We start from the raw sequence: 21,034 nt of genomic DNA on the forward strand, positions 1-21,034 counted from the left end.
GGCCGGGGCCCGGTCGGTCAGGCGCCGACGGACGAGCGGTGCCGGCGGTAGGCCGTCACCGGGTCCGTGTTGACGTGGTTCCAGGGGAACTCGGTGACGGTGTTCTGCGTCAGCTCGAAACAGCGGCGCGCCGGCTCCCGCTCGCCCGCGAGGGAGAAGGCCAGGGCGAAGCTGTTGCAGACCTGCGCCCACCCCCTGCCCCGTTCGGCGTCCGGGTGCAGGACGGACCGCTCGGCGGCCTCCGCCAGCGACGCGGCCGTCTCCGGGCGGCGCATGTACTGCCAGTCGGGGCCGTCGCCGAGGGAGAGCCAGTGCTCGATGTGCGCGACCGCGACGAGCTGGCCGAGCGGACTGCCCTCGGGCGCGGCGAGCATCGACCGGCGGGCGAAGTCGTGCATCTCCTCGTGCGAGCCGCCCCACTTCTTGCAGACCTGCTGCAACTGCTGCTGGTGGGCCCGCAGATGGTACGGGTCACGGCGCACGACCGCCTCGAAGCGGCGCCGCGCCAGGACCGGGCCGACCTCCAGACCGCGGCCGCTGACCTGGAGGAAGTGCCAGGGGGAGACCCAGGAGGGCTCCAGCTCGGCGGCCCGGTACAGCCACTCCTCGGCCCGGCGCAGCCGCTCGTGGAACACCTCGAACTGCTCGCGCGAGACGTCCGCCGCCCGCGCCCCCGTCCGGGCCTCCCAGCCCCAGCTGATGGAGCGGGCCCCGGCGACGAGCAGGGACAGCGCCGAGCCGGGCTCCGCCGCGACGGCGTCCCCGATCCACCGCTCGACCCCGGCGGTGTCGCCGACCGTCCACAGCAGCCAGGAGCGGTCGCCGTCCTCCGGGTGCGCCTGGAGCCCGTCCCGGACCCCGGCCCAGTCCGCCGCCTCCGCGGCCTCGCGGATCCGCGTCACCGCGGGATCGCCGAAGTCCTTCTGCAGCTGCGGCGCGGGCGCTCTGCCCGCCCATCGCTTCAGCGACAGCCCCGCCCCCCGGAGCAACGCCATGACCCACCCCTTGCTGTGCACGTTCCCGGCAGGGGACGTCGATCTCCGCCCCCGTGGAGGTAGTGAGTATCACGGGGTCCCGTGGATCGCACAACTGTTTCCCGGCCGGGCGCTCAGTTCCCGCCCCCGAACCCCCAGGACTCGATGTCGCGGTAGTGGATCGGCCCCGGACCGCGCCCGATGTTGCTGCCCACCAGGTGCAGCCGCCCCGCCTGCCAGGGCCGGCCGGCGAACGCGGTGAGGCCGGCGGCGGCCTCCGGCACGCTGGCGGTGTCGCTGCGGCGGGCGCGGGCCAGCGTCAGGTGGGGGCGCAGGGGCCGGCCCTCGTAGGGGACGCCGCACTCCCGGACGAGGGAGCGGACCTCGGAGGCCAGCAGGTGCAGCCCGTTGAGGTCCCCGTCGATCCCGGTCCACAGCACCCGCTCGTCGAAGTGGCCCCCGCCGCGCAGTGCCAGCCGCAGGGGCCGGCGTATCGCGGCGAGGCCGGCGAGGGGCCCGCGCAGGCGGGGGACGGCCGCGGCCGGGAGTTCGCCGAGGAAGGCGAGGGTGATGTGCCAGTCCTCGATCCGGTTCCACCGCATGCGCGGGTACGCCTCGTAGGCGGGCAGCAGCTCCCGCTCCAGCTCCTCCTTCGCGTCGTCGGGCGGGGCGAGGGCGATGAACACGCGGACGGTCGCGCTGTGGGTCTGATGCTTCACAGGGGACTTCGTACCGTGCCGGGGCCGCCGGAACCAGCTGACGGTCAGTGGGATCCGGTCAGGCCTCCGGCAGCACGAGCCAGACCTCGGAGAGGGACAGGCCGTGATCACGGTGCACGGCCCCGCAGGGACAGCCCAGCGCGACCCGGCGCCAGTCGCAGGCCACGTCCCACGGCCCGTCCTGGCCCCCGCACCCCGGACAGCCGACGGTCCGGGCCGCCCACACCCCGGGTGCGGGCCTGGTGTGGTGCCGGAACCGGCCCGCGTGCCGGGCCCGCCAGGGCACTGCCGGCGGCGTGAGCGGGGAGGCGGAGCCGCCCGTCGCGCGCAGGGCGGTGAACAGCGCGGCCAGCCCGGGGAGCAGGCCCTCGCCCGCCCCGGTGGGCGGCGCGGGGCAGGACCCCGCTCCGTACCTCGGGGCCGCGGCCGCGGGGGGCGGGTTCGGGGCCCCGTGCCAGGGCAGCAGGGCCCGGGCGACGGCGGCCATCAGCGCGGCGGCGGCCGGGCTGACGGCACCGGCGTCGAGGTGGTGGACCGCGGCCCGTTCCACCCGCTGCAGCCGCCTGTCACGATCCCCCGCCCGCAGTCCCGCCGCCGCCCCCCGCCGCCGCGGCAGAGGGGCTCCGACCCGCTCCAGCACGTCCGCCACGGCCCCGGCGTCCGCGGGGTCCAGCCGCCAACGACCGCCGTCCAGCAGCTCCCGGGCCCGCGCGGACTCCCGGACCAGGGAGCGGGTCGCCAGGGGGAGGGGCTCCTCAGGCACTCGGGATCCCCCGTCGCCCGCAGGCGTCGCGGGCGGGGGAGGGGCTCCCGCCCCGGTCCTCTCGCTGCCCGTGCCCAATGCCGCCCCCGCTCCCCGCTCCGGCCGTGATCACGGATCATGTCAGGGCCGGAGCGGGCCCGGGCCGGCGGAGGCGGCGTGGGAGAATCACGGGGCGTGGTCGGACGAGCGATGCGCGTCACGCCGGGCCGGGTGCGGCGCGGCCGGGAGGTTTCATGAGTGCGCGGCCCGTGCTGATCGTCGACGCCGCCAATGTCGTCGGGTCCGTGCCCGACGGGTGGTGGCGGGACCGCAGGGGGGCCGCCGAGCGGCTGCGGGACCGGCTGGCGGAGCGGGAGGGCGGTGAGGAGGTGATCCTCGTCGTCGAGGGAGCCGCCCGGGGGGTCGGGTCCGTGCCCGGGGTGCGGGTCGAGTCCGCGTCCGGCAGCGGGGACGACCTCATCGTGGAGCTCGCCGCCGTCCACGCCGACCGGCCCTGCACGGTCGTCACCGCCGACCGCGCGCTGCGCGAGCGGGTCCGGGCGTACGGCGCCCGGTGCGCGGGCCCCCGTACGGTCCGGCCGGTCTGAGGCCCGTCAGACCGCGTCCGCCCGCCGCGCGGCCAGGCCGTCCAGGATGAGCCGCAGGCCCAGTTCGAAGCCGCGGTCGTCCAGGCCGGCGAGGCCGCCGGGCCGGGCCCGCGCCGATTCGAGGGAGTCGGCGAGGGCGGGGTAGCCCGGGCGGTAGTCGCCCGGGGCGCGGGTGAAGCCCGCCGTGAAGGTCTCCAGGGCGGAGCCGAGGACCAGGTAGTCGAGGGCCGCGGCCGCCTCCGCCGCCCCGGCGGGGGTGCAGCCCGCCCGGACCAGGGCGGCCAGCAGGGCGTCGTAGCCGCGCAGGGCCCGGTCGGCCTCGACCCGGCGGCGGGCCACCAGCGCGATCATGTGCGGGTGCCGCAGGTACACCCGGCGGTAGCCGCGGGCGTACTCGGCGATTCCCCGGCGCCATTGCGGGTCCTGGAGCGGAGCGAGGTCGATCTCCTCGTTGAGGAGCTCCGACGCCGCGTCCAGCAGGTCGTCCTTCGATGCCACGTGGTGGTAGAGCGACGCGCCGCGCACCCCGAGGCGGTCGGCCAGCGGCCGCATCTTCAGCGCGTCCGGGCCCTCCTCGTCGAGCAGTTCCAGTGCGGCGCGCGCGATGATCGCGCGGCTCAGCAGCGGCTGGCTCGGTCGGCCCACGGCGGTACTCCCCCTCTTTCGCCGCAAGGTTACCCGCCGGCAGGCCTTCCCAAGGGGCCGAGGGCGCGTTAACGTCCCCGCAACCCCGTTACCTAACGACGTTAGATTTAGCTCGGGAGCAGCCGGGGACGCCGGACGGCTCCCCCTGCCCTTCGAGGTGTCACGTGTCAGAACCCTCTTCCGGCGGCAGACCCGCCACCGCAGCCCCCCGGGACGGCAACAGCGACGCCGCCCGGCTGAACGACCTCGGCTACCGGCAGGAGCTGCGCCGCAGCCTGGGCGCGCTGGGCAACGTCGGCATGGGCTTCGCCGTGGTCTCGCCCGTGGTCGCGCTCTACGCCGTGTCCATGGTCGGCACGTCCATCGCCGGGCCCGCCTGGGTGTGGGCGCTCCCCGTCGTCCTGCTCGGCCAGTGCCTGGTCGTCCACGTCTATTCCGAACTGGCCTCCCAGTGGCCGCTCGCGGGCGGCCCCTACCAGTGGGGGCGCCGCCTGCTCGGGCCCTCCTTCGGATGGATGAGCGGCTGGGTCTGGCAGTTCGCCGTCATGTTCGGCAACACGACCGTCGCCTACCTGGCCGCGCCCTGGGTCTTCGCCCTGATCGGGGTCACGCCCTCCCCGGCGGCCATGGTGGCGGTGGCGGCGGCCATCCTGCTGGGCTGTACGGCGGTCAACGCCTTCGGGATCAGGATCCTCAGCCTCTTCGTCTCCCTGGGCATCGCCGCCGAGGCGGTGGCGTCGGTCCTGGTCGGCTTCAGCCTGCTGCTGTTCTTCCGCAAGCACGGCTTCTCCCTCTTCACCGAGACCCTCGGGGCCGAGCGGCTGTCGGGCGGATCCACGGCGATGGCCTTCCTCGCCGTCCTCGCCGTCGCGGGCTGGGGCTTCATCGGCTTCGACGCCTGCGTCTCCACGGCGGAGGAGACCAAGGACGCCGGACGGCAGGTGCCGCGCGCCATGTGGTGGGCGCTCCTGAGCGTCGGCACCGTGGTGATCCTCAACGCCATGGCGGTGGCCCTGGCCCACCCCGATCCGGCCGCGGTCGTCGCCGGCCGGGACCTCGACCCGGTGACGACCGCCGTCGTCAGCTCCTTCGGATCCTGGGCCGACAAGCCCTTCGTCCTCGTCGTCCTGATCGGCTTCCTCGCCTGCGCCATGGCCTCCCAGGGCGGCGCCGCCCGCGGCGTCTACTCCCTCGCCCGCGACGGCGTCTTCCCCTTCTCCCGCCAGGTGCGCAGGGTCAACCGGCGCCAGGCCCCCATCGGCGGCCTGCTGGCCTCCACCGCCGTCAGCTGCTGCGCCCTGCTGCTGGGCCTCGACGCCACCGCCATCGGCAGCCTGATCGCCTTCGGCACGGCCGCCACGTTCCTGCCGTTCTTCCTGGTCTCGCTGGCCGCGCTCGTCGCCCGCCTGCGCGGCGTCCGGGTGCCCTCCGGACACCTCCGGCTCGGCCGCAAGGGGACCTTCCTGAACGCGCTCGCCGTGCTGTGGACGGCCTTCGAGGTGGCCAACGTCTGCTGGCCCCGGGCGGTCCTGGCCCCGCCGGGCGCCCCCTGGTACCAGATCTGGGCCGGCCTCCTGGGCACCGGGGCCGTCATCACGGCCGGCCTGCTCTACCTGCTGGTCCGGCGTCCCCAGGAGAGGCTGCGCGCCCTGGAGCCGCCCGCGGCGGGCCCCTCCGGGAACCGTTCCGCCGAACCGGCGGCCGGGGTCTCCTGACCCGCCGCCCCCTTCCCGCCCCCACCCGGCCGGATGGGGGCGCGTGGTTCGCGGTGCGCGCCCCGCGCGCCGCCAACGGGGCGGTGCGCGCCGCTTGGCCCGGCCCGGATGTGGGCAGGGTGGGTCGAGAGCATGCGGCCGCCGCCCCGGCGGAGCGGCCGCGCGGGACGGCTGACGGGGAGTGGGCATGGGGTGGACGGCGGAGGAGTTCGGCGCCTCGCACGAAGGCTGGGCCGGCGCGCTCCTGGCGGACGGTACCGAGCCCGGCCCGGTCCACCTGGACCCGGGCACCGGTTCCGACCTCCGCCAGACGCGGGAGTGGTGGGCCTACAGCGGCATCCTGAACCGGCCCCGGGCCGCCGCCGCCCGCGCCGCCTGCGCGTGCGGCTGGCGCGGCGCCGCGCAGTACCCGATCGACCGGGCGACCGAGGAGCCCGACAGCCTGTACGAGCAGGTCATCGAGGGACCCCGCGGGGACTGGGAACGCCACCTCGACGAGGTCGAGGCCCGGACCGTACCGCTGCCCGCCGAACTGGCCCACCTGCTCGAGCGCGTGGAGGACCAGCTGAACAACCTGGCCGGCCAGGCGCCGGTGGCCGCGCTCAAGGCCGTGGCCGCGCTGGAGCGGGTGACCAGGAGCGTGGCCCGGGACGCCGCCTACATCGCCGAGGCCGACGACCTGTCGTGGGAGTCCATCGGCACCGGCCTCGGCATCTCCGAGAAGGAGGCCCGCAACCGCCTGACCCACTACACCTGCCGGCGCTGACGAGCCGTCCGGGGCCGTCGCCGTGGGCCGTCGGCGTGGGCCGTCGGCGGCCGGCCCCGGACGTCAGGCGGTCCCGTCCGCGCCGCCCCCGAACGGGCCGCCCGGGCCGAAGGCCAGCCGGGCGAAGCGCTCGCCGATCCGGCGGTGCGCGGCGGCGTCCGGGTGGAGGGCGTCCGGCAGCGGCAGCTCGGCGGCGTCGGCCTCGCCGTAGAGCGCGCGGCCGTCCAGGTAGTGCAGGTGCGGGTCCCCGGCCGCCCGCTCCCGCACGATCCGCTCCAGCTCCTCCCGGACGACGGTGAGCGTCAGCTTCCCGGCCGCCCGCTCGGCGGGGTCGCCCGCGGCGCGGAACCGCAGCCTTCCCGTGGCCAGTGCGGCGGTGTCGAAGGCGGTGGGACCGGGGGTGTCCTCGTGGAGGGGGCACAGGAGCGGCGAGACGACCAGCAGCGGGGTGGCCGGGTGGCCCTCGCGGACCGTGTCCAGGAAGCCGTGGACGGCGGGGCCGAAGGCGCGCAGCCGCATCAGGTCGGCGTTGACCAGGTTGATGCCGAGCTTCAGGCTGATCAGGTCGGCCGGGGCGTCGCGCAGGGCCCGGGCCGTGAACGGGTCGAGCAGCGCACCGCCCCCCAGGCCGAGGTTGACCAGCTCCACCCCGCCGAGCGCGGCGGCGAGCGCCGGCCAGGTGCCGGTGGGGCCCGCGGCGCCGGAGCCCTGGCTGATCGAGCTGCCGTGGTGCGCCCAGACCCGGCGGCCCCGGTCCGGGGCGGGGGAGACCGGGGCGTCGGTGCGCAGGGCGAGGAGCTCGGTGGTCTCGTCGTGCGGCAGCCAGATCTCCACGCCCTTGGTCCGGCCGGGCAGGCCGGTGAAGCGCAGGGTGGCCGGCCGCCCGCTCCGGTGCTCGGTGCGGCCGGTGGACAGGTCGACGGTCACGGTGTCGCCGCCCGCCGCGCTCGCCCGTCCGGCGGGCCGGCCGTCGACGAGGAGGTCGTAGACGCCGTCGGGACGCGGCGGCGCGCCCGGGTAGATCCGTTTGACGGGCAGGGTGTCCAGCTCGACGACGGTCGCCGCGCTGCGGAAGGCCAGCCGTACGCCCGAGGGCTGGGACTCGGCCATGGCTAGTTGCTCGTCGGTGTTCTGGGCGCGCGCCCGGGCGGGCAGCCGGTGCGGCAGCAGGCCGCGCCCGGTGCGCTCGGTGTCGAGGGCTCCGCGCAGCAGGTCCGCCGTGACGGGCGTGGTGAAGGTGGCGGCGGGGACGGGTGCCGCGTCGCGGTCCGGCCGCGCGGCAGGGTGTCGGGGGTCCATGGTCGGCCTTCCTGGGGGTGCGGGCGCCGGGCCTGCGGCCCGCTCGGGGCCGGCGCGGGGGTCCGTGGACCGCTCACCGCCTGCCTGCATCGATTATTGGTTTCCCTAAACCCTTTAGGCAAGTTAGCGTGCTTCCCATGAAGCCACTGACCGAGCAAGAGATCCGCGCCGCCTTCGTCAACTGCACCAAGGGCGAGGCCAAGCGCCTGTCCGTCCCGCGCGACCTGGGCGAACGCCCCTGGGACGACCTGGACTACCTCGGCTGGCGCGACCCCCAGTCCCCGGGCCGCGCCTACCTGGTGACCGAGGTCGACGGCCGGGCCCGGGCCCTCGTCCTGCGCCGGCCCGCCCGGATCGCCGGCCAGGCCCGGCGCAGCATGTGCTCGATATGCCTGACCGCCCACGACGGGGGCGTGGCCCTGATGGTCGCGCCGAAGGCCGGACGGGCCGGGCAGGAGGGCAACTCGGTCGGTGCCTATCTGTGCGACGACCTCGCCTGCTCGCTGTACGTGCGGGGCCGCAAGGAGACCGCCGCGGGCGCGCGGCTCCACGAGACCCTGACGGTGGAGGAGAAGGTCGCGCGGACCGCGGCGAACCTCGCCGCCTTCGTCGCCCAGGTGACCGCCTGAGCGGCGGCCTCACCGTCCTTCGGGCGCTTCCTGGAGGTAGGCGGCGACGAGGGCGAGGTCGTTGGCGATGGACAGGACGCCGGCGGTGTCGGTGGTCGGCGTCGAGGCTCCGTTGACGCCCGCGTAGAACGTGTCGAAGCGGCCGCCGCCCCTGTCGAGGTAGCCGGCGATCGTGATGGCCCCGACCGCGAGCCGGTCGTTGAGCGCGTCCCCGCCGACGGCTGCACCGGTCTTGGCGAACACCTTCCCGCGCGCCGCGCAGTCGCGGCAGTTCTCGGCGAGCAGCCCGTCGACGCCCAGGATCGGCAGGGCCTCGCGGAAGAGACGGGCGTCCGGCCCGCGCTGCCAGTAGGCCAGCATCTGCACCAGCGCCTGCGGGGTGGCCCGGTCTGCGGGGTTGCCGCCGCGGCCGTCCATCAGCTCGACCTGGCCGCGGTCCACGCCGGCGCGGTCGAGGAAGCCGGCCAGGACCGGGAAGCCGTCCGCGCACTGCCCGCTCCCGGCGGCCACGGCCATCAGGCAGATGCCCAGGTTCGCGCCCAGGTTGTGGCTGACCTTGAGGATCAGCCTGGCGTACTGCTCGTACGGGGGCGAGGTGTACGCGGCCACCCGCGGGCGGCCCCGGTAGTCGGCCGGCAGCCGGCCGACGGGATCGGCCCCCGTCGCGGCGGCGCGGACCGTCACCCCGGCCCGGCCCAGCGCCTCGATGAGCGCGGTCCGGCCGAAGGCGGCCGGGTCCGTGATCGGGGAGGTCCGCAGCAGGGGTCCGGCGCCGGCGGCGATGGTGCCGGACAGCCGGATGCGGGTGCCGTCCGCACCGGCCGTCACCGTGATCGCCGTCGGCTTCCCGGCCGCCACGGTCCTCACCGTCGACGTCACCTCGTACGGGGCGACCTTCGGCCGCCACTCCAGGCGGGCGCCGGCGCCCGGACGGTCCCCGGGGGTGGTGAGGAGGTCGATGAGGTTGTCGTTGACGATCAGCGGGGTCGGCGTGGGGTCGAGGACCGGGTCGGCGGCGAACAGACGGCTGTCCACGACCACGTCCCCGTCCACCCGGGTGATGCCCGACGCGCGCACCTGCCGGGCCAGTCGGTCGATCCCCGCCAGGGGGTTCTCCGGGGTGAGGGTCGCGCCGGGGAAGTCGTTGGCGTAGGTGTGGTCGAGGTCGGTGTAGGCGACGGTCCCGTCGGGACGCGTCCGTCCGCCCAGCGTGAGGTCGCCCTGCGCGACGAGGTCGAGGTCCCCGTACAGCGTGCCCCCGCTGCGCTCGCCGACGGCGTAGACCGGGGTCACGAAGCGGTGGGCCGTGCCCAGGGTCCGCCAGGTGCCGGAGACGGAGAACAGCTTCGCGGTGGACCCCGGGATGAAGAACTGCCCCGGGAACAGGGCGTGCCGCACCGGCTTTCCGTCGGGCCCGGTCTGCAACAGCCCCCACTGGGCGTGCCGGTACTCGGGCTTGCGCATGATCTCCGCGATCCGCGGGTCGAGCCGCCCCGCCCCTGCGGAGCCGGAGGGAGACGGCGGCGGCGACGGATCCGCGGCCGCACGGGCCACCGCACCCGACCCGGACAGCGCCAGCAGCAGCGCCGCGAACCCGGCCCCTGCACGCCGCCGCAGTGCGGCCCCACGGATCGGATGTCCCACAGCACGCTCCGTTCGCCGCGGCTGCCTCAGGGCGGAAGACCGACACCTCAGCCCAGCGTGGCACACCCCACCGGACCCCGCACGTCACCCGTACGGCCGTCAAGCCCCGAAGTCCAGGGACGTGACGGGGGCCTCCCGCCGGGGCGCAATGGAGGACAGGAGGACGGCATCGCCCGAGGCGCCGGCTCCTCGACACCATCGGACGCACGGCGGACGGCCAGGCCGCGCCTCGTATTCCCAGGAGAACCCCATGACCCGGATCCATCGCGTCTCCCTCCTCGCCGCCGCCATGGAAGCGGGGGCCGTGCGCGTGGCCCCCGGGGTGTTCGCGGCCTCCCGCATGCCCGGCTCCGGGAACACGGCGCTGCCCCCGAGCCCCCGCCCGCCCGCCGCTCCCCCTCCTGAGCCGGCCCCGGCCGCGGAGGGGAGGTGGAACGCCCTGGTGCGCAGCGGCAGGGCGGCGGCGGTCATCGTCGTCGCGCTGTGACGGGGCCGGATCACGTCGCCTCCGCCGCGGCCCCCGCGTCCGACCCGGCCAGGGCCAGGACACCGGCGCAGATCAGGGCCAGGCCGAACAGTTGGGGGAGCAGCCACCAGTGGGCGCGCAGGTGCTCCTCGTACAGCAGGACCCCGAGGGCGACGCTGACTCCGGCGTCGCCCAGGGTCAGGGCGGGCTGGGAGGCGACCAGCGGGCCGCCCTGCATGGCGTGTTCGAGGAGCAGGACGGCGCAGATGCCGCTCGCGCCGAAGGCGTACGTCTCCCAGGCGGTCAGGAACGCCCCGATCCCGCCCTCGCGCAGGGTGTGCACGGCCGACTTCATCAGGGCGGCGGTCAGCGCGTAGCAGACCGCGGTGGCCGCGCCCAGACAGCCCGCCCGCATCCGGCCGGGCGGCTGCCGCAGCCCCGCCGCGGCCAGGACGGCCACCGCGCCCGCGCACGCCGGCAGCGCCAGCGCCCACCGGTCGAGCGGGACGTGCGTACGGTTCCCCGCGGGCGCGGCGGCCACCAGGACCACCCCCAGCCCGGCCACCACCGCCGCGACCGCCCGCCACACGGCCCCCGGCAGCCGCCGGCGCGCCACGAGCGAGGCGATCAGCAGGGCCAGCGGCAGCTCCAGTACGAACAGGGGCTGGACGAGCGACAGCGCACCCGTGGCCAGCGCCGCGGCCTGCCCGGCCCCTGCCGCCACGACGGCCAGGATCCCCCCGAGCCACAGGGGCCGGCGCAGCAGGTCGAGGACCAGCCCGAACCGGAAGCCGTCGCTCTGCGGCACGGTCAGCGAGGCCCGCCGCTGGAGGACCGTCGCGAGCGCGTTGCTGAACGCCGCGAACAGCGCGAAGAGGACCGGCAGCACGAAGCCCATCCCCCGATCCTCACCGCACCGGCACCACACGCGCCCCGGCGCCACCGCCGTGTCCCCCGTCCGGTCCCCCCGTCCGGCTGCGCCGTGAGGGCCGCGGGGAAGCGCTGGGGGACCTGTGGGGAGGGCCCGGGCGGCCGCGGCGCGGAATTCGCGGGGACGCGGCCATTGATCGGCGGGCCGTCCTGCGGCGAAGGTGGTCACCGCACCCCGGAGCGCCCGTCCGCTCCGGACGTGCTCCCCCTCGCCACGGCGTCGTGGACCCCCGTCCCGGCCCGTCGCGTCCCCGTCGGAGAGGAGCAACGCGCATGTCCACCATCCCCTCACTGCCCCGCAGGAAGCCCGGTGCCAGCGGACGGACCTTCGACGCCCAGGAGCCCGACGCGGCGCCCCCGGGCCGGGCGCTGCGCGCCCGTGCCACCGAGGGCTGGGAGAGGTTCATGCGGCGCGTGGACATCGACACCCGTCAGGAGGCCGAGGAGTGCCCTCCCGAGGGGCCCCGCTCGCCGACCGCGTAGGCGGCGGGCCGGTGGTCCGCCGGCGCCGGGGCGTCAGCCGGCGTTCTGCGCCGCCGCCTTCTTCCTCTGCGCGGCGTCGGCACCCGCGAGGGTGGCGGCGAGCAGCAGCGGTATGACGACGGCGGTCGGGCTGTCCCCGAAGAACGGCGCGACCAGGGCGAGCAGCAGCAGGATGGCCACCGATGCCCGCGTGAGCGTCTGTGCTGTGGTGATGACGGTCTCCTTCGTGAGGTGTGGCGGCGCGGCCGTTCTCGCCGGCCGGACCATGATCATATCGATCGAAGGGCGCGGGTCGGCGTCCCCTTCGATTCCCAAGACACCGCCGTCCGTTCAGCCGAGCACGAGCGGGAGCCGCGCCGCGAGGGCGCCCAGCGCGGACGCCTGCGCATCCGTCGGGGTGCGGCGGCCGGTGCCGATGCGGAGGGCGTCCTCGTCGGAGAGGGCGGCGGGGAAGGCGGCGCCGGCGATCTCCTCCAGGGCCCTGCGGGCCGCGGCGAGGGTGCCGGCGGGCGGGGCCGGGGCCTTCGGCAGGTGCGCGACCAGGTCGAGGTGGTGCAGGGTCCATTCCAGGACGTAGGCGGACAGGTAGTCGGCGACGGTCAGCACCTCGCCCCGCGTGCCGACCCGTGCGGAGGGATCGGCGAGCGCGGCCGCACGTCCGGCGGCCGCACCGACGTCGTCGAGGTGGAACCTGAGCCACCGCGGCTCGCCGTACGCCGCCGCCAGCCGCGGGACCAGCGCGTCGAGCGGGTCCTCGCCGGTGGGGGGTTCCACCAGCCTCCAGTAACTCCCCGCGTCCACCGTCGGCTCGCCGTCGGCCGGTGTGACCAGGGTGATCAGGACGTCCTGGGCGTCGATGACCAGGTGGCACACCAGGTCCCGCACGAGCCAGCCGGCGCAGCCCGACGGCCGCTCGAAGTCCTCGTCCGGGAGCGCGGCGACCGCCGCGCGCAAGGCCGTCCACGAGCAGGAGAAGAAGTCCACGACGGCACGCTAGCGCCCGGCCGGGTCCGCCGGGCGCGACGGGCACGGCCGAGGCCGGCCGACCTGCCGAACAGGCGGATAAGCACTTGCGAGGCGGAGATCCGGGCGGATGCAATGGCCGGCATGAGAGACACCGACGCATGAGCACGCCGCCCTCCACGCCCGGAACGCGGCCGGCTGCCGGGCCGTCCGTCCTGATCGGCGCACTCGCCCCGCTGACCAGGCCCGGCTGGGCCGAGGCGGGCCGCCACCTGCTCGCAGGCCTCCGGCTCGCCGCCGACGAGGTCAACCTCGCCGGCGGTATCGCCGGGCGCCCGCTCGAACTGGTCGTCCGCGACACCGCGGCCGACCCGCAGAGGGCCGTGGCGGCGGTGGACGAACTGGCGGGGCTGGGGGTGGCCGCCCTGGCGGGGGAGTACCACAGCGTCGTCGCCCGCGCCGCCGCCGCCCGGGCCGACGCCCTCGGCCTGCCGTTCCTCTGCTCGTCGGCGGTGCTCGACGCGCTCACGGAGGGGCCGACGGAACGGGTCGCGCGCGTGGCCCCCGCACAGTCCCACGGCTGGCGCACCTACGCCGACTTCCTCCTCGCGGCCGGACACCGCCGCATCGCCGTCGCGGCGGACGCCGGCGTCTACTGGGCCTGCGGGACCGGCATCCTGCGGGACCACCTGGCCCCCCGCGGTGCCGCCCTCGTCGAGCTCGACATGCGCACGCTCACCCCCGCCGCCGTGTGCGACGCACTCCTGGCCCACCGCGCGACCGCCCTCCTGCTGCTGGTGGGCCACCCCGAGCCGGCGGTGCCGATCGTCCGTGCCGTCCGCAGCGACCGGCGCCTCGCCGGCCTCACGGTCGGCGCGCCCGCCGGACAGCCGGAGTTCTCCGAATGGGACGCGCTGCTGGGCGAGGACGGGGCCGGGGTCCCCTTCCTGCGCTACCTGCCCGAGCGGCTCGGCCCCCTCGGGGCGAGGGTCGGCGCCCTCCTGCGGGAACGACTCGGCGAAGCCCCCTCCTTCGTCGCGTTCGAGGGCTACGACACGGTCACCGTCCTGGCCGACGTGCTGCGCTCGCACGGCGCCGACGACCGGGCGCGCACCGCCGGGGCCTGGCCGCAGGTGGCGGTCGAGGGCACCCGCGGGGAGATCCGGTTCTCCCGGGTACCGGGCATCGGCGTCCGGCAGTGGGCCTGGCCGCCGGTCCAGGTCGTCGACCGCGACCCGGCCGACCGCGCCCGCTTCCGCGTCCTCCACACCGCCTGAGACGGCCGGCGCCCGCGCCGGCGCCGACGTACGACGCCCCCGCGCGCTCCTGGGCGGCCGGTCCGGTCGTGCGCCGGACTCCCGTGGCGGTGCCGGCCTCAGCCGCTGCGCCGCAGTGCCAGGCCCAGCCCGGGTGCCCCGGAGGCCGCCGGACGCACCGTGCCGCCGGACGGGTCCAGCAGGCCCCCGCCCTCGAAGAGCCGCTCCGGGCGGGCGTGGTCGTGGAACCACTCGATGTGCCGGAAGCAGGGGACGGAGGCGGCCGGATGGGCGTGAACGTGCGGCGCGCACTGCGCCGACAGTCAGTCCACGGCCCCGGCCTCCGTCATCCGGGCGAAGCAGGGCATGGCCGGGCCCGTACCCGCCGGCCGCCACGTCGCAGTCCAGGCGGTCGCGCAGCAGCCGCAGCCCGGACAGGTCGTCCGAGGACACCGGCTCCTCGAACCAGCGCCCCCGTACGCGGCGAGCTCGCGGCCCACCCGCAGGGCCTGCCCCTGTGCACCGCCCGCAGTCCTGCCCCGCGGGGCGTGTGCGGGCGGGCCGAGGGGGTAGGCGCGCAGCCGACCAGTGCCACGCCGTACGGGAGGAACCGGCAGGATGGACGAGCGCCACGCCGCCGCGCCGCCGGACGGCGCGGGACGGGCGGACCGGGGCCGGCACGAGACCGCGGAGGAGCGGGCCGACCGGCAGTGGCAGGAGCTGATGCAGGAGATCAGGGTCGCCCAGACGGGCGTGCAGATCCTCTTCGGCTTCCTGCTGACGGTCGCCTTCACCCAGCACTTCCAGCAGCTGTCCGACACCGACCGGTCGATCTACGTCGCCACGGTGGTGGTCGGCTCGCTCGCCGCGGGCGCGCTCATCGGCCCGGTGTCCTTCCACCGGATCGTCTCGGGACGCCGGATCAAACCCCAGGCGGTGGTCTGGGCCGCGCGGCTGACCTTCACCGGCATCGTGCTGCTGCTGGCCACCTTCACGTCGGCGCTCCTGCTCGTCCTGCGGGTGGCCACCCACGGGGTGCTCGTCCCGTGCCTGGTCGGCGGGGTGGTGGCCTGGTACGTGCTGTGCTGGTTCGTGCTGCCCCTGTGGGCGCGGGAGCGGCACACGGACGAGGAGTGAGTCACCGCCGCCGGCGCCGCGCACCCGCCCGCACGGCCCCCGGTCCGCTCCGGTGCCCGGCTCGGCGTACGGGTGGCAGTGGGTCTGCACGGTGGCCGCCCAGGGCCGCGGGCGTGGACGTCGTCGGCGGTCTTCCCGTACGCCTGCGCCGGCGCCCCGCAGCTGTTGTCGCCGGTCATCCCGCCGAGCGTGCAGTGGCTGTGGGTGGCCGGCCCGGGCCGGCCACCTCGGCCCGCAGCGCGCGTTCCGGCCCGGCCAGGTCCGGGTCTCCGGGGGCGCGGCCGGCCGTCATCGGCCCGCGCCTCCCGGCAGGAAGTCCTGGGCCTTGGCCTTGAGGCCCTGGCGCACGACGGACCCGCGGTCGCTGTCGCCGTGCAGCACCGCCGAGGCGGAGGCCTTGATCTGGTCCCAGGTGGCGTGCGGCGGAATGGGCGGCACCGCGGGGTCCGTGCGGAAGTCGATGACGAACGGCCGGTCCGCCGCCAGCGCCCGGCGCCAGGCCGGCGCCACGTCCTCGGGCCGTTCCACCCGCACCCCGCCGAGGCCGAACAGGGCGGCCGCGTCGGCGTAGCGGACGTCCGGGATGGCCTGCGAGGCCTCGAACTGCGGTGCGCCCTGCATGGCGCGCATCTCCCAGGTGACCTGGTTGAGGTCCTGGTTGTTCAGCACCGCCACCACCAGCCGCGGATCCGACCAGAGGGGGTAGTACTTCGCGGCGGTGATGAGCTCCGCCATGCCGTTCATCTGCATGGCGCCGTCGCCGACGAGCGCGATGCCGGGACGGTCGGGGTGCGCGAACTTGGCGCCGATCAGGTAAGGGACCCCGGGGCCCATGGTCGCGAGCGTGCCGGAGAGCGAGCCGCGCATGCCGTCGCGCATCCGCAGGTGCCGGGCGTACCAGTTGGCCGCCGAACCGGAGTCCGCGGTGATGACGGCGTCCTCCGGGAGCAGCCCGTCCAGCTCGTGGACCACGTACTCGGGGTTGACCGGCTCGGCGGACACCGCCGCCCGCCGCTCCATGACCTCCCACCAGCGCTCGGTCGCGGCCTCGATGCCGTCGCGCCAGGCCCCGTCCCGGTGCCGGTCCAGCAGCGGCAGCAGCCGGCGCAGGGTCTCGGCGGCGTCGCCGACGAGGTTGAGCTCGAAGGGGTAGCGCAGCCCGACCATGGTCGGCTCGATGTCGATCTGCACCGCGCGGGCCTGCCCGAACTCGGGCAGGAACTGCGTGTAGGGGAAGCTGGATCCGATCACGAGCAGGGTGTCGCAGTCCCGCATCATCTCGTACGAGGGGCGGGTGCCCAGCAGGCCGATCGACCCGGTCACGTACGGCAGGGTGTCGGGGAGCGCGTCCTTGCCCAGCAGGGCCTTCGCGACGCCGGCGCCCAGGAGTTCGGCGACCTGCTCGACCTCCGCGCGGGCGCCCCGGGCGCCCTGCCCGACGAGGATCGCGGGCCGCTCGCCGGAGTTGAGGATCCGTGCGGCCCGGTGCAGCTCCTCCTCGGCGGGGACGGGAGCGTACCGGCCGACGCCCAGGCTGGAGGGGACCTGCTTGAACGCGTGGGCGGGGGCCTCGTGGTCGAGATCCTGCACGTCGGCGGGGATGATCACGGCCGTCACCGTGCGGCGGGTCGCGGCGATGCGCAGGGCCCGGTCCAGGACGTTGGGCAGCTGCTCGGGGACCGTGACCATCTGGCAGAACTCGGAGGCGACGTCCTTGTAGAGGGACAGCAGGTCGACCTCCTGCTGGTACGAGCCCCCCATCGCGCTGCGGTCGGTCTGCCCGACGAGCGCCACCACCGGGACGTGGTCGAGCTTCGCGTCGTACAGCCCGTTGAGCAGGTGGATCGCCCCGGGTCCGGACGTCGCCGCGCACACTCCGGTCCGGCCGGAGAACTTGGCGTAGCCGACGGCCTCGAAGGCGGCCATCTCCTCGTGCCGGGCCTGGATGAACAGGGGTGCGTCCTTCGCCCGCCCCCAGGCGGCGAGGAGCCCGTTGATGCCGTCGCCGGGATAGGCGAAGACGTGCTCGACGTCCCACTCCCGCAGGCGCTGCAACACGTAGTCGGCCACCTTCATCGTCCCGCTCCCTCCTGCTCGCCGTCGTCGCGGGTCCCCGGGGCCGGCCGGGTGCGCGGCGCCGGGCCGCATGCCGCCCGGGGTACGGGGACCTTCGTCCGCCCGTCGAACCGGTGGCGGCCTCCGGCTGCGCCTGCCCCGGCCCGTGCACCCGAAACGGCGCCTCCCACCGGGGCCGCCGCCCGCCGTTTGGACGGCGGGGCACGGGGAAGGCGCGCAGCCGCCACCCGCGCGCCGGACGCCGCCGGTCCCGGTGTCGCCGCGGCCGCACCGCTCGACCGGAAGGACCGGCTCCCACCATGACCACCAGCACCGACCGCCGGCCGCGGGCGGCCCTCTTCGACCTCGACGGCACCCTCGTCGACACCAACTACCTGCACGCCCTGACCTGGTGGCAGGCCCTGCACCAGAACGGCCACGACGTCCCCATGGCGCGCATCCACCGGGCCATCGGCATGGGCGGCGACCGGATCCTCGAACACCTGCTGGGCGCCGAGCACGACCACCGCCGCGACCAGCGGCTGCGGGACGCGCACCACGCCCTCTACGCGGCCTGGTTCGACTCCCTGCCGGTCCTGGACCGGGCCGCCGACCTGCTGCGGGCGATCGCCGCGCGCGGGCTGCACGTCGTCCTGGCGAGCTCGGCCTCCTCCGACGAGGTCCGGGCGATCCGCTCGGCGCTCGGCGCGGACGACGTGATCTCCGGAGCGACCTCCGCGGACGACGTCGACCGCTCCAAGCCGGCCCCCGACCTGGTCCACCGCGCGCTCGCCCTCACCGGCGCCGCCCCGGAGGAAGCCGTGTTCGTCGGCGACACCGTCTGGGACGTCGAGGCCGCCGCGCGCGCCGGCGTCCCGTGCGTCGGCCTCCTCACCGGCGGCATCTCGGAGGCCGAGCTCACGGCCGCCGGGCCCGTGACCGTCTACCGGGGGCCGTCGGAACTGCTGCGCGCCCTCGACTCCAGCCCGCTGACCCGGCCGGCCCCGCAGCCCCGTGGCTGAACCGGCCGCGCCGGCCCGGAGCCCCGTACCACCGGCACGGAACACGGGCCTGCGCCGCGCCGGCCGGCGCGGCGCAGGCCCGTGGCGAGGACGGCCCCGCCCGCTCAGGCCGCCCTGTCGTCCTTGCCGCGGTCGTCCCTGCCGCGCCCCGACAGCAGGTCGCGCGCCCGGTCGACCAGCCCGATGCCCGGGCCCAGCAGCTTGTTGGCCGGCGGTGTGGACGGTGCCCCCGGGTGCGGGCGCGTGGGCGCCGTCTTCTTGGCCCGGCGGGTCTTGTCGCCGAGGTCGTCGAGCACGTCCCGGGCGCAGGCGTGCCGCAGGGCGGGGAAGAGGTTCTGCTCCTCGTCGTGGATGTGGGCCAGTACGTCCGCCTCCAGCTCGCGCACGACGGAGGTGAACCGGGTCCCCGCCGCGTCCTCCTCCTGGAGCTGCTTCATCAGGCGTTCGGCCCGGCCGTGGTCGGCGATCTCCTTGTCGGCGATGAGGTCACCGTCCTGGAGGTGTTCGCGTACCGCCGGATAGAGGTACTGTTCCTCGGCGACCGAGTGCCGTACCAGTTCGATCGTCAGGAGGTCGGCGAGGTTGCGCCGTTCCTCCGGGTCGACGGTCCGGCCCAGCCTCTGGAAGTAGTCCTTGACCTCGTCGTGGTCCGCGGTCAGTTCCGCCACCACATCGCCGCCGTGTCCCATGGTCCAGCGTCCTTCCGTTCGTGGGGTCTTCGCGTTCCGGTCCTCCCGCGCCTGCCCCTGGCCCGCGCTTCCATGCCTGCCGCCCCGCCGTGCGACCACGGCCCGGCGGGGGCCCCGGGCCGGTACCGGGCGGCCGGCCGGTTTCGTTCCGTGGACCGAGGACTTCGTCCACGGGGCAGCAGCACGGCCGCCCCCTGCCGGACCCTGGCACCAGCGCACACATCCGTCCGGCCCGCTCTCCGCGTGCCGGAGTCCGGACCGGCGGCGTCGGCCCGCCCCCACGGAAGGCCCCCGCATGCTCGACCCGGCTCCCGCACCCGTCGTGCTCCACCGCCCGGCAGGGCCCGGCGGGGTGGTCGTGTGCCGGCTCGCCGGCGAGATCGACATCGACGACCGGCCCGCGGTGCTCACCGCGTTCGCCCGGGCCGTCGACCGGGCCACCACCGCCGTCGTGGTCGACTGCGAGCGCCTGGCCTTCTGCGACTCCACCCTGCTCAACGCCCTGATCGGGCTGCGCAGGGACACCGCCGCGTCCGGCCTGGGGCTGGTCCTGGCAGCGCCCACCCCGCAGCTGCACCGCCTCCTGGAGCTGACCGGTGCCGCGAGCCTGCTCTCCACCCAGCCCACGCTCGAACGGGCCCTGGTCCGCCTGCGCGCGGAACGGACCGCCTGATCCTCCGCGGCGGTCAGTCCGGGGGTTCCGTCGGAGGAGGAGTGGCCGGGACGGCGCCGGAGGGTCCGTCACCCGTGTCGCCGGGGCCGGCCCGGTCGGCGCGTTCGCGTTCCCCGGGGCCGCCCGCCCGCCCGTGTTCCTGCGACGGAGGGTCCGGCCGCTCGCCGTCGGGGCCCGGCCGGTCCTGCCCGCGCTCGGTTCCGCCTGTTCCGCCTGTTCCGCTTCCGCGTGTCATCGGGAGCCTCCTCCCGGTCTCGGGGTACCTCTCCGGGCGGCTGCCCGGATCCCCCCGCCGGAAACGAGCCGCCCGCGCCGCCGACGGGCGCACTGCCGTTGCCCGCCGCAGGCCTCCGGGGAAGCGGGCGGGCCGTTGCGCGGGGAGGTCCGCCGCGCGAAAGGGCGCCGCACGCCGTTACCCGTCGCCCCCGGTGGGCAGGCGCCGGGTGCGGCAGTCCCGCCCCGCCGGTCCCGGCCTCCGTCCGGGATCCGGCCCGCGAGGACGACCGGCCGCACGCCCCGCGCCGCCAGGGAAGGGGAAGCGATGCGATGTCCCCCCGCCCCCGGGCGCCGCGACTGCTCCACCCGGGACCTCGCCGAGTTCGCCGCGTTCCTGGAGTCGGTCTACGGCACGCGCCTCGCCGTCCACGCGCCGGCCGCGACCGCGCGCCCGTACCGCATCTCCTGCGTCGCCACCTCCACCGCCGTCGCCGGCGAGCTGGAACTGCCGGGCACCCTCGGCTTCGCCGCCGGCCCGCCGGCCCTGCTCGTCGTCTCCACCCTCCTGGCGGGCCACGTCACCGTGGCGGAGGGACGCGAGGAGTACCGCTTCGGACCGGGGCACACCTTCCTCAGCGGGCGCCCGGGCCGTCCCCGCACCGCCCGCACGGAGGACGCGACCGTCCAGTGCCTCGCCGTCCCCTGGGCCGCGGTCCAGGCGGCCGCCTGCCGGACCGTACCCGGGCCGCGCGGGGCCGTACGCTTCACCTGCCTCACCCCGCTCGACGACGCCCGGGCCGGGCTGTGGCGGCGCACCGCCGAGTTCGTCCGCCGCTCGCTGTTCGCGCCGGAGCCGCCGACGGCCCCCCTCGTCCTCGCCGCGTCCGGACGCCTCCTGGCCGCCACCGCGCTCGCCGTGTTCCCCCACGACACGGCTTCGGCCCCCGGCCCCCGGCCCGAGGGCCTCGACACGACCTCGGACACCCTGCGGCGCGCCGTCTCCTTCATCGAGAGCAACGCGGACCGCGACATCGGCCTCGCCGACATCGCCGGATCCGTGCCGGTCACCCCCAGGGCCCTGCAGTACGCCTTCGCCCGCCACGCCGGCACCACGCCGCTGGCCTACCTGCGCCGGGTGCGCCTGGCGCAGGTGCACGCGGAGCTGCGGGCCGCGGACCCGGCCGGCCCGGTCACGGTGACGGAGGTGTCGGCCCGCTGGGGCTTCGGACACGCCGGCCGGTTCGCGGCGGCCTACCGGGAGGTGTACGGCGCCCCGCCCTCGCAGACCCTGCACTTCCCCGTCGCCGGCTGAGCCCCGCCGCCCCCGCTGACGCTGAGCCCCGCCGCCCCGCTGACGGGGGGCCGTTCCCGGGCCCGCGCCCCGTGAACGGCCGAGGAAGTCC

22 protein-coding genes are annotated in these 21,034 nt (G+C 76.3%); 11 read left to right on the plus strand and 11 right to left on the minus strand.

The genetic code is table 11. The annotated features are described in order from the left end of the window. Positions 1-17 precede the first annotated feature (17 nt). The 3 genes from AB0469_RS02330 to AB0469_RS02340 all read right to left on the minus strand — a co-directional run bounded on the left by AB0469_RS02330 (position 18) and on the right by AB0469_RS02340 (position 2,456). Positions 18-995: a hypothetical protein gene (locus AB0469_RS02330; RefSeq protein WP_366449409.1), complete on the minus strand. Its 978-nt coding sequence runs from the start codon at positions 993-995 to the stop codon at positions 18-20. 113 nt (positions 996-1,108) lie between these two features. Continuing rightward, entirely contained in the window at positions 1,109-1,693 is a 585-nt protein-coding gene (gene thpR, locus AB0469_RS02335; RefSeq protein ID WP_366449410.1) for an RNA 2',3'-cyclic phosphodiesterase, read from the minus strand. Between the two features lie 58 nt (positions 1,694-1,751). Then, on the minus strand, positions 1,752-2,456 hold the full coding sequence (locus tag AB0469_RS02340) for a hypothetical protein (protein WP_366449411.1): 705 nt from the start codon (positions 2,454-2,456) through the stop codon (positions 1,752-1,754). A gap of 233 nt (positions 2,457-2,689) precedes the next feature. Between AB0469_RS02340 and AB0469_RS02345 the strand changes: the two genes are divergently transcribed. Continuing rightward, positions 2,690-3,043 (plus strand): NTP pyrophosphohydrolase, encoded by a 354-nt coding sequence (locus AB0469_RS02345; RefSeq protein ID WP_366449412.1) that lies wholly within the window; start codon positions 2,690-2,692, stop codon positions 3,041-3,043. Positions 3,044-3,049: 6 nt separating this feature from the next. Here the strand turns inward: AB0469_RS02345 and AB0469_RS02350 are convergent, their stop codons facing one another. Further along, positions 3,050-3,688 carry a TetR/AcrR family transcriptional regulator gene (locus tag AB0469_RS02350; protein WP_366449413.1) on the minus strand — a complete coding sequence of 213 codons (639 nt, stop codon included), beginning with the start codon at positions 3,686-3,688 and terminating at the stop codon, positions 3,050-3,052. Positions 3,689-3,852: 164 nt separating this feature from the next. On the opposite strand from AB0469_RS02350, the gene AB0469_RS02355 reads away from it, so the two are divergent. Further along, complete coding sequence (locus AB0469_RS02355) at positions 3,853-5,403, plus strand: APC family permease (RefSeq protein ID WP_366449414.1); 1,551 nt, start codon at positions 3,853-3,855, stop codon at positions 5,401-5,403. Between the two features lie 187 nt (positions 5,404-5,590). Continuing rightward, positions 5,591-6,169 carry a hypothetical protein gene (locus tag AB0469_RS02360; RefSeq protein ID WP_366449415.1) on the plus strand — a complete coding sequence of 193 codons (579 nt, stop codon included), beginning with the start codon at positions 5,591-5,593 and terminating at the stop codon, positions 6,167-6,169. 63 nt (positions 6,170-6,232) lie between these two features. Here the strand turns inward: AB0469_RS02360 and AB0469_RS02365 are convergent, their stop codons facing one another. Continuing rightward, positions 6,233-7,468, minus strand: coding sequence for a GDSL-type esterase/lipase family protein (locus tag AB0469_RS02365; protein ID WP_366449416.1), 1,236 nt, complete (start codon positions 7,466-7,468; stop codon positions 6,233-6,235). 137 nt (positions 7,469-7,605) lie between these two features. Between AB0469_RS02365 and AB0469_RS02370 the strand changes: the two genes are divergently transcribed. Further along, entirely contained in the window at positions 7,606-8,097 is a 492-nt protein-coding gene (locus AB0469_RS02370) for an FBP domain-containing protein (protein WP_366449417.1), read from the plus strand. A gap of 9 nt (positions 8,098-8,106) precedes the next feature. Here the strand turns inward: AB0469_RS02370 and dacB are convergent, their stop codons facing one another. Further along, positions 8,107-9,741, minus strand: a complete 1,635-nt coding sequence (gene dacB, locus AB0469_RS02375) for a D-alanyl-D-alanine carboxypeptidase/D-alanyl-D-alanine-endopeptidase (RefSeq protein ID WP_366449418.1) — start codon at positions 9,739-9,741, stop codon at positions 8,107-8,109. 250 nt (positions 9,742-9,991) lie between these two features. On the opposite strand from dacB, the gene AB0469_RS02380 reads away from it, so the two are divergent. After that, the gene (locus tag AB0469_RS02380) at positions 9,992-10,228 is read left to right on the plus strand and encodes a hypothetical protein (protein WP_366449419.1); all 237 of its coding nucleotides are present in this window, start codon (positions 9,992-9,994) and stop codon (positions 10,226-10,228) included. Positions 10,229-10,238: 10 nt separating this feature from the next. Here the strand turns inward: AB0469_RS02380 and AB0469_RS02385 are convergent, their stop codons facing one another. Further along, positions 10,239-11,105 carry a DMT family transporter gene (locus AB0469_RS02385; protein ID WP_366449420.1) on the minus strand — a complete coding sequence of 289 codons (867 nt, stop codon included), beginning with the start codon at positions 11,103-11,105 and terminating at the stop codon, positions 10,239-10,241. A 305-nt stretch (positions 11,106-11,410) separates the two neighbouring features. Here AB0469_RS02385 and AB0469_RS02390 point away from each other — a divergent pair, with 305 nt between their 5' ends. After that, positions 11,411-11,620, plus strand: coding sequence for a hypothetical protein (locus tag AB0469_RS02390; protein ID WP_366449421.1), 210 nt, complete (start codon positions 11,411-11,413; stop codon positions 11,618-11,620). A 33-nt stretch (positions 11,621-11,653) separates the two neighbouring features. Here the strand turns inward: AB0469_RS02390 and AB0469_RS02395 are convergent, their stop codons facing one another. Continuing rightward, positions 11,654-11,800: a hypothetical protein gene (locus AB0469_RS02395; RefSeq protein ID WP_366449422.1), complete on the minus strand. Its 147-nt coding sequence runs from the start codon at positions 11,798-11,800 to the stop codon at positions 11,654-11,656. Positions 11,801-11,950: 150 nt separating this feature from the next. Continuing rightward, on the minus strand, positions 11,951-12,604 hold the full coding sequence (locus AB0469_RS02400; protein WP_366449423.1) for a maleylpyruvate isomerase N-terminal domain-containing protein: 654 nt from the start codon (positions 12,602-12,604) through the stop codon (positions 11,951-11,953). A 140-nt stretch (positions 12,605-12,744) separates the two neighbouring features. On the opposite strand from AB0469_RS02400, the gene AB0469_RS02405 reads away from it, so the two are divergent. Then, complete coding sequence (locus AB0469_RS02405) at positions 12,745-13,860, plus strand: ABC transporter substrate-binding protein (protein WP_366449424.1); 1,116 nt, start codon at positions 12,745-12,747, stop codon at positions 13,858-13,860. Positions 13,861-14,457: 597 nt separating this feature from the next. Continuing rightward, positions 14,458-14,976, plus strand: a complete 519-nt coding sequence (locus AB0469_RS02410; protein WP_366449425.1) for a DUF6328 family protein — start codon at positions 14,458-14,460, stop codon at positions 14,974-14,976. A 288-nt stretch (positions 14,977-15,264) separates the two neighbouring features. On the opposite strand, the gene AB0469_RS02415 is transcribed toward AB0469_RS02410, so the two are convergent. Next, a complete protein-coding gene (locus tag AB0469_RS02415) occupies positions 15,265-17,052 on the minus strand; it encodes a thiamine pyrophosphate-requiring protein (RefSeq protein ID WP_366449426.1) in 1,788 nt (595 codons plus the stop codon). A 299-nt stretch (positions 17,053-17,351) separates the two neighbouring features. On the opposite strand from AB0469_RS02415, the gene AB0469_RS02420 reads away from it, so the two are divergent. Next, positions 17,352-18,053 (plus strand): HAD family hydrolase, encoded by a 702-nt coding sequence (locus tag AB0469_RS02420; RefSeq protein ID WP_366449427.1) that lies wholly within the window; start codon positions 17,352-17,354, stop codon positions 18,051-18,053. A gap of 104 nt (positions 18,054-18,157) precedes the next feature. Here the strand turns inward: AB0469_RS02420 and AB0469_RS02425 are convergent, their stop codons facing one another. After that, the gene (locus AB0469_RS02425) at positions 18,158-18,742 is read right to left on the minus strand and encodes a hemerythrin domain-containing protein (RefSeq protein WP_366449428.1); all 585 of its coding nucleotides are present in this window, start codon (positions 18,740-18,742) and stop codon (positions 18,158-18,160) included. Positions 18,743-19,037: 295 nt separating this feature from the next. Here AB0469_RS02425 and AB0469_RS02430 point away from each other — a divergent pair, with 295 nt between their 5' ends. Next, a complete protein-coding gene (locus AB0469_RS02430) occupies positions 19,038-19,415 on the plus strand; it encodes an STAS domain-containing protein (RefSeq protein ID WP_366449429.1) in 378 nt (125 codons plus the stop codon). A gap of 541 nt (positions 19,416-19,956) precedes the next feature. Further along, positions 19,957-20,943 carry a helix-turn-helix transcriptional regulator gene (locus tag AB0469_RS02435; protein WP_366449430.1) on the plus strand — a complete coding sequence of 329 codons (987 nt, stop codon included), beginning with the start codon at positions 19,957-19,959 and terminating at the stop codon, positions 20,941-20,943. Positions 20,944-21,034: the final 91 nt, after the last annotated feature.

This window comes from Streptomyces sp. NPDC093801, assembly GCF_040701585.1.
In the GTDB taxonomy this organism is placed as follows: Bacteria; Actinomycetota; Actinomycetes; order Streptomycetales; family Streptomycetaceae; genus Streptomyces.

Bases quoted from the DNA above. Each gene is read 5' to 3' on its own strand.
- AB0469_RS02390 (WP_366449421.1), top strand. From the start codon at position 11,411: ATGTCCACCATCCCCTCACTGCCCCGCAGGAAGCCCGGTGCCAGCGGA.
- AB0469_RS02420 (WP_366449427.1), top strand. From the start codon at position 17,352: ATGACCACCAGCACCGACCGCCGGCCGCGGGCGGCCCTCTTCGACCTC.
- AB0469_RS02430 (WP_366449429.1), top strand. From the start codon at position 19,038: ATGCTCGACCCGGCTCCCGCACCCGTCGTGCTCCACCGCCCGGCAGGG.
- AB0469_RS02405 (WP_366449424.1), top strand. From the start codon at position 12,745: ATGAGCACGCCGCCCTCCACGCCCGGAACGCGGCCGGCTGCCGGGCCG.
- AB0469_RS02370 (WP_366449417.1), top strand. From the start codon at position 7,606: ATGAAGCCACTGACCGAGCAAGAGATCCGCGCCGCCTTCGTCAACTGC.
- AB0469_RS02345 (WP_366449412.1), top strand. From the start codon at position 2,690: ATGAGTGCGCGGCCCGTGCTGATCGTCGACGCCGCCAATGTCGTCGGG.
- AB0469_RS02415 (WP_366449426.1), bottom strand. From the start codon at position 17,052: ATGAAGGTGGCCGACTACGTGTTGCAGCGCCTGCGGGAGTGGGACGTC.
- AB0469_RS02410 (WP_366449425.1), top strand. From the start codon at position 14,458: ATGGACGAGCGCCACGCCGCCGCGCCGCCGGACGGCGCGGGACGGGCG.
- AB0469_RS02425 (WP_366449428.1), bottom strand. From the start codon at position 18,742: ATGGGACACGGCGGCGATGTGGTGGCGGAACTGACCGCGGACCACGAC.
- AB0469_RS02360 (WP_366449415.1), top strand. From the start codon at position 5,591: ATGGGGTGGACGGCGGAGGAGTTCGGCGCCTCGCACGAAGGCTGGGCC.
- AB0469_RS02385 (WP_366449420.1), bottom strand. From the start codon at position 11,105: ATGGGCTTCGTGCTGCCGGTCCTCTTCGCGCTGTTCGCGGCGTTCAGC.
- AB0469_RS02330 (WP_366449409.1), bottom strand. From the start codon at position 995: ATGGCGTTGCTCCGGGGGGCGGGGCTGTCGCTGAAGCGATGGGCGGGC.
- AB0469_RS02380 (WP_366449419.1), top strand. From the start codon at position 9,992: ATGACCCGGATCCATCGCGTCTCCCTCCTCGCCGCCGCCATGGAAGCG.
- AB0469_RS02435 (WP_366449430.1), top strand. From the start codon at position 19,957: ATGCGATGTCCCCCCGCCCCCGGGCGCCGCGACTGCTCCACCCGGGAC.
- AB0469_RS02365 (WP_366449416.1), bottom strand. From the start codon at position 7,468: ATGGACCCCCGACACCCTGCCGCGCGGCCGGACCGCGACGCGGCACCC.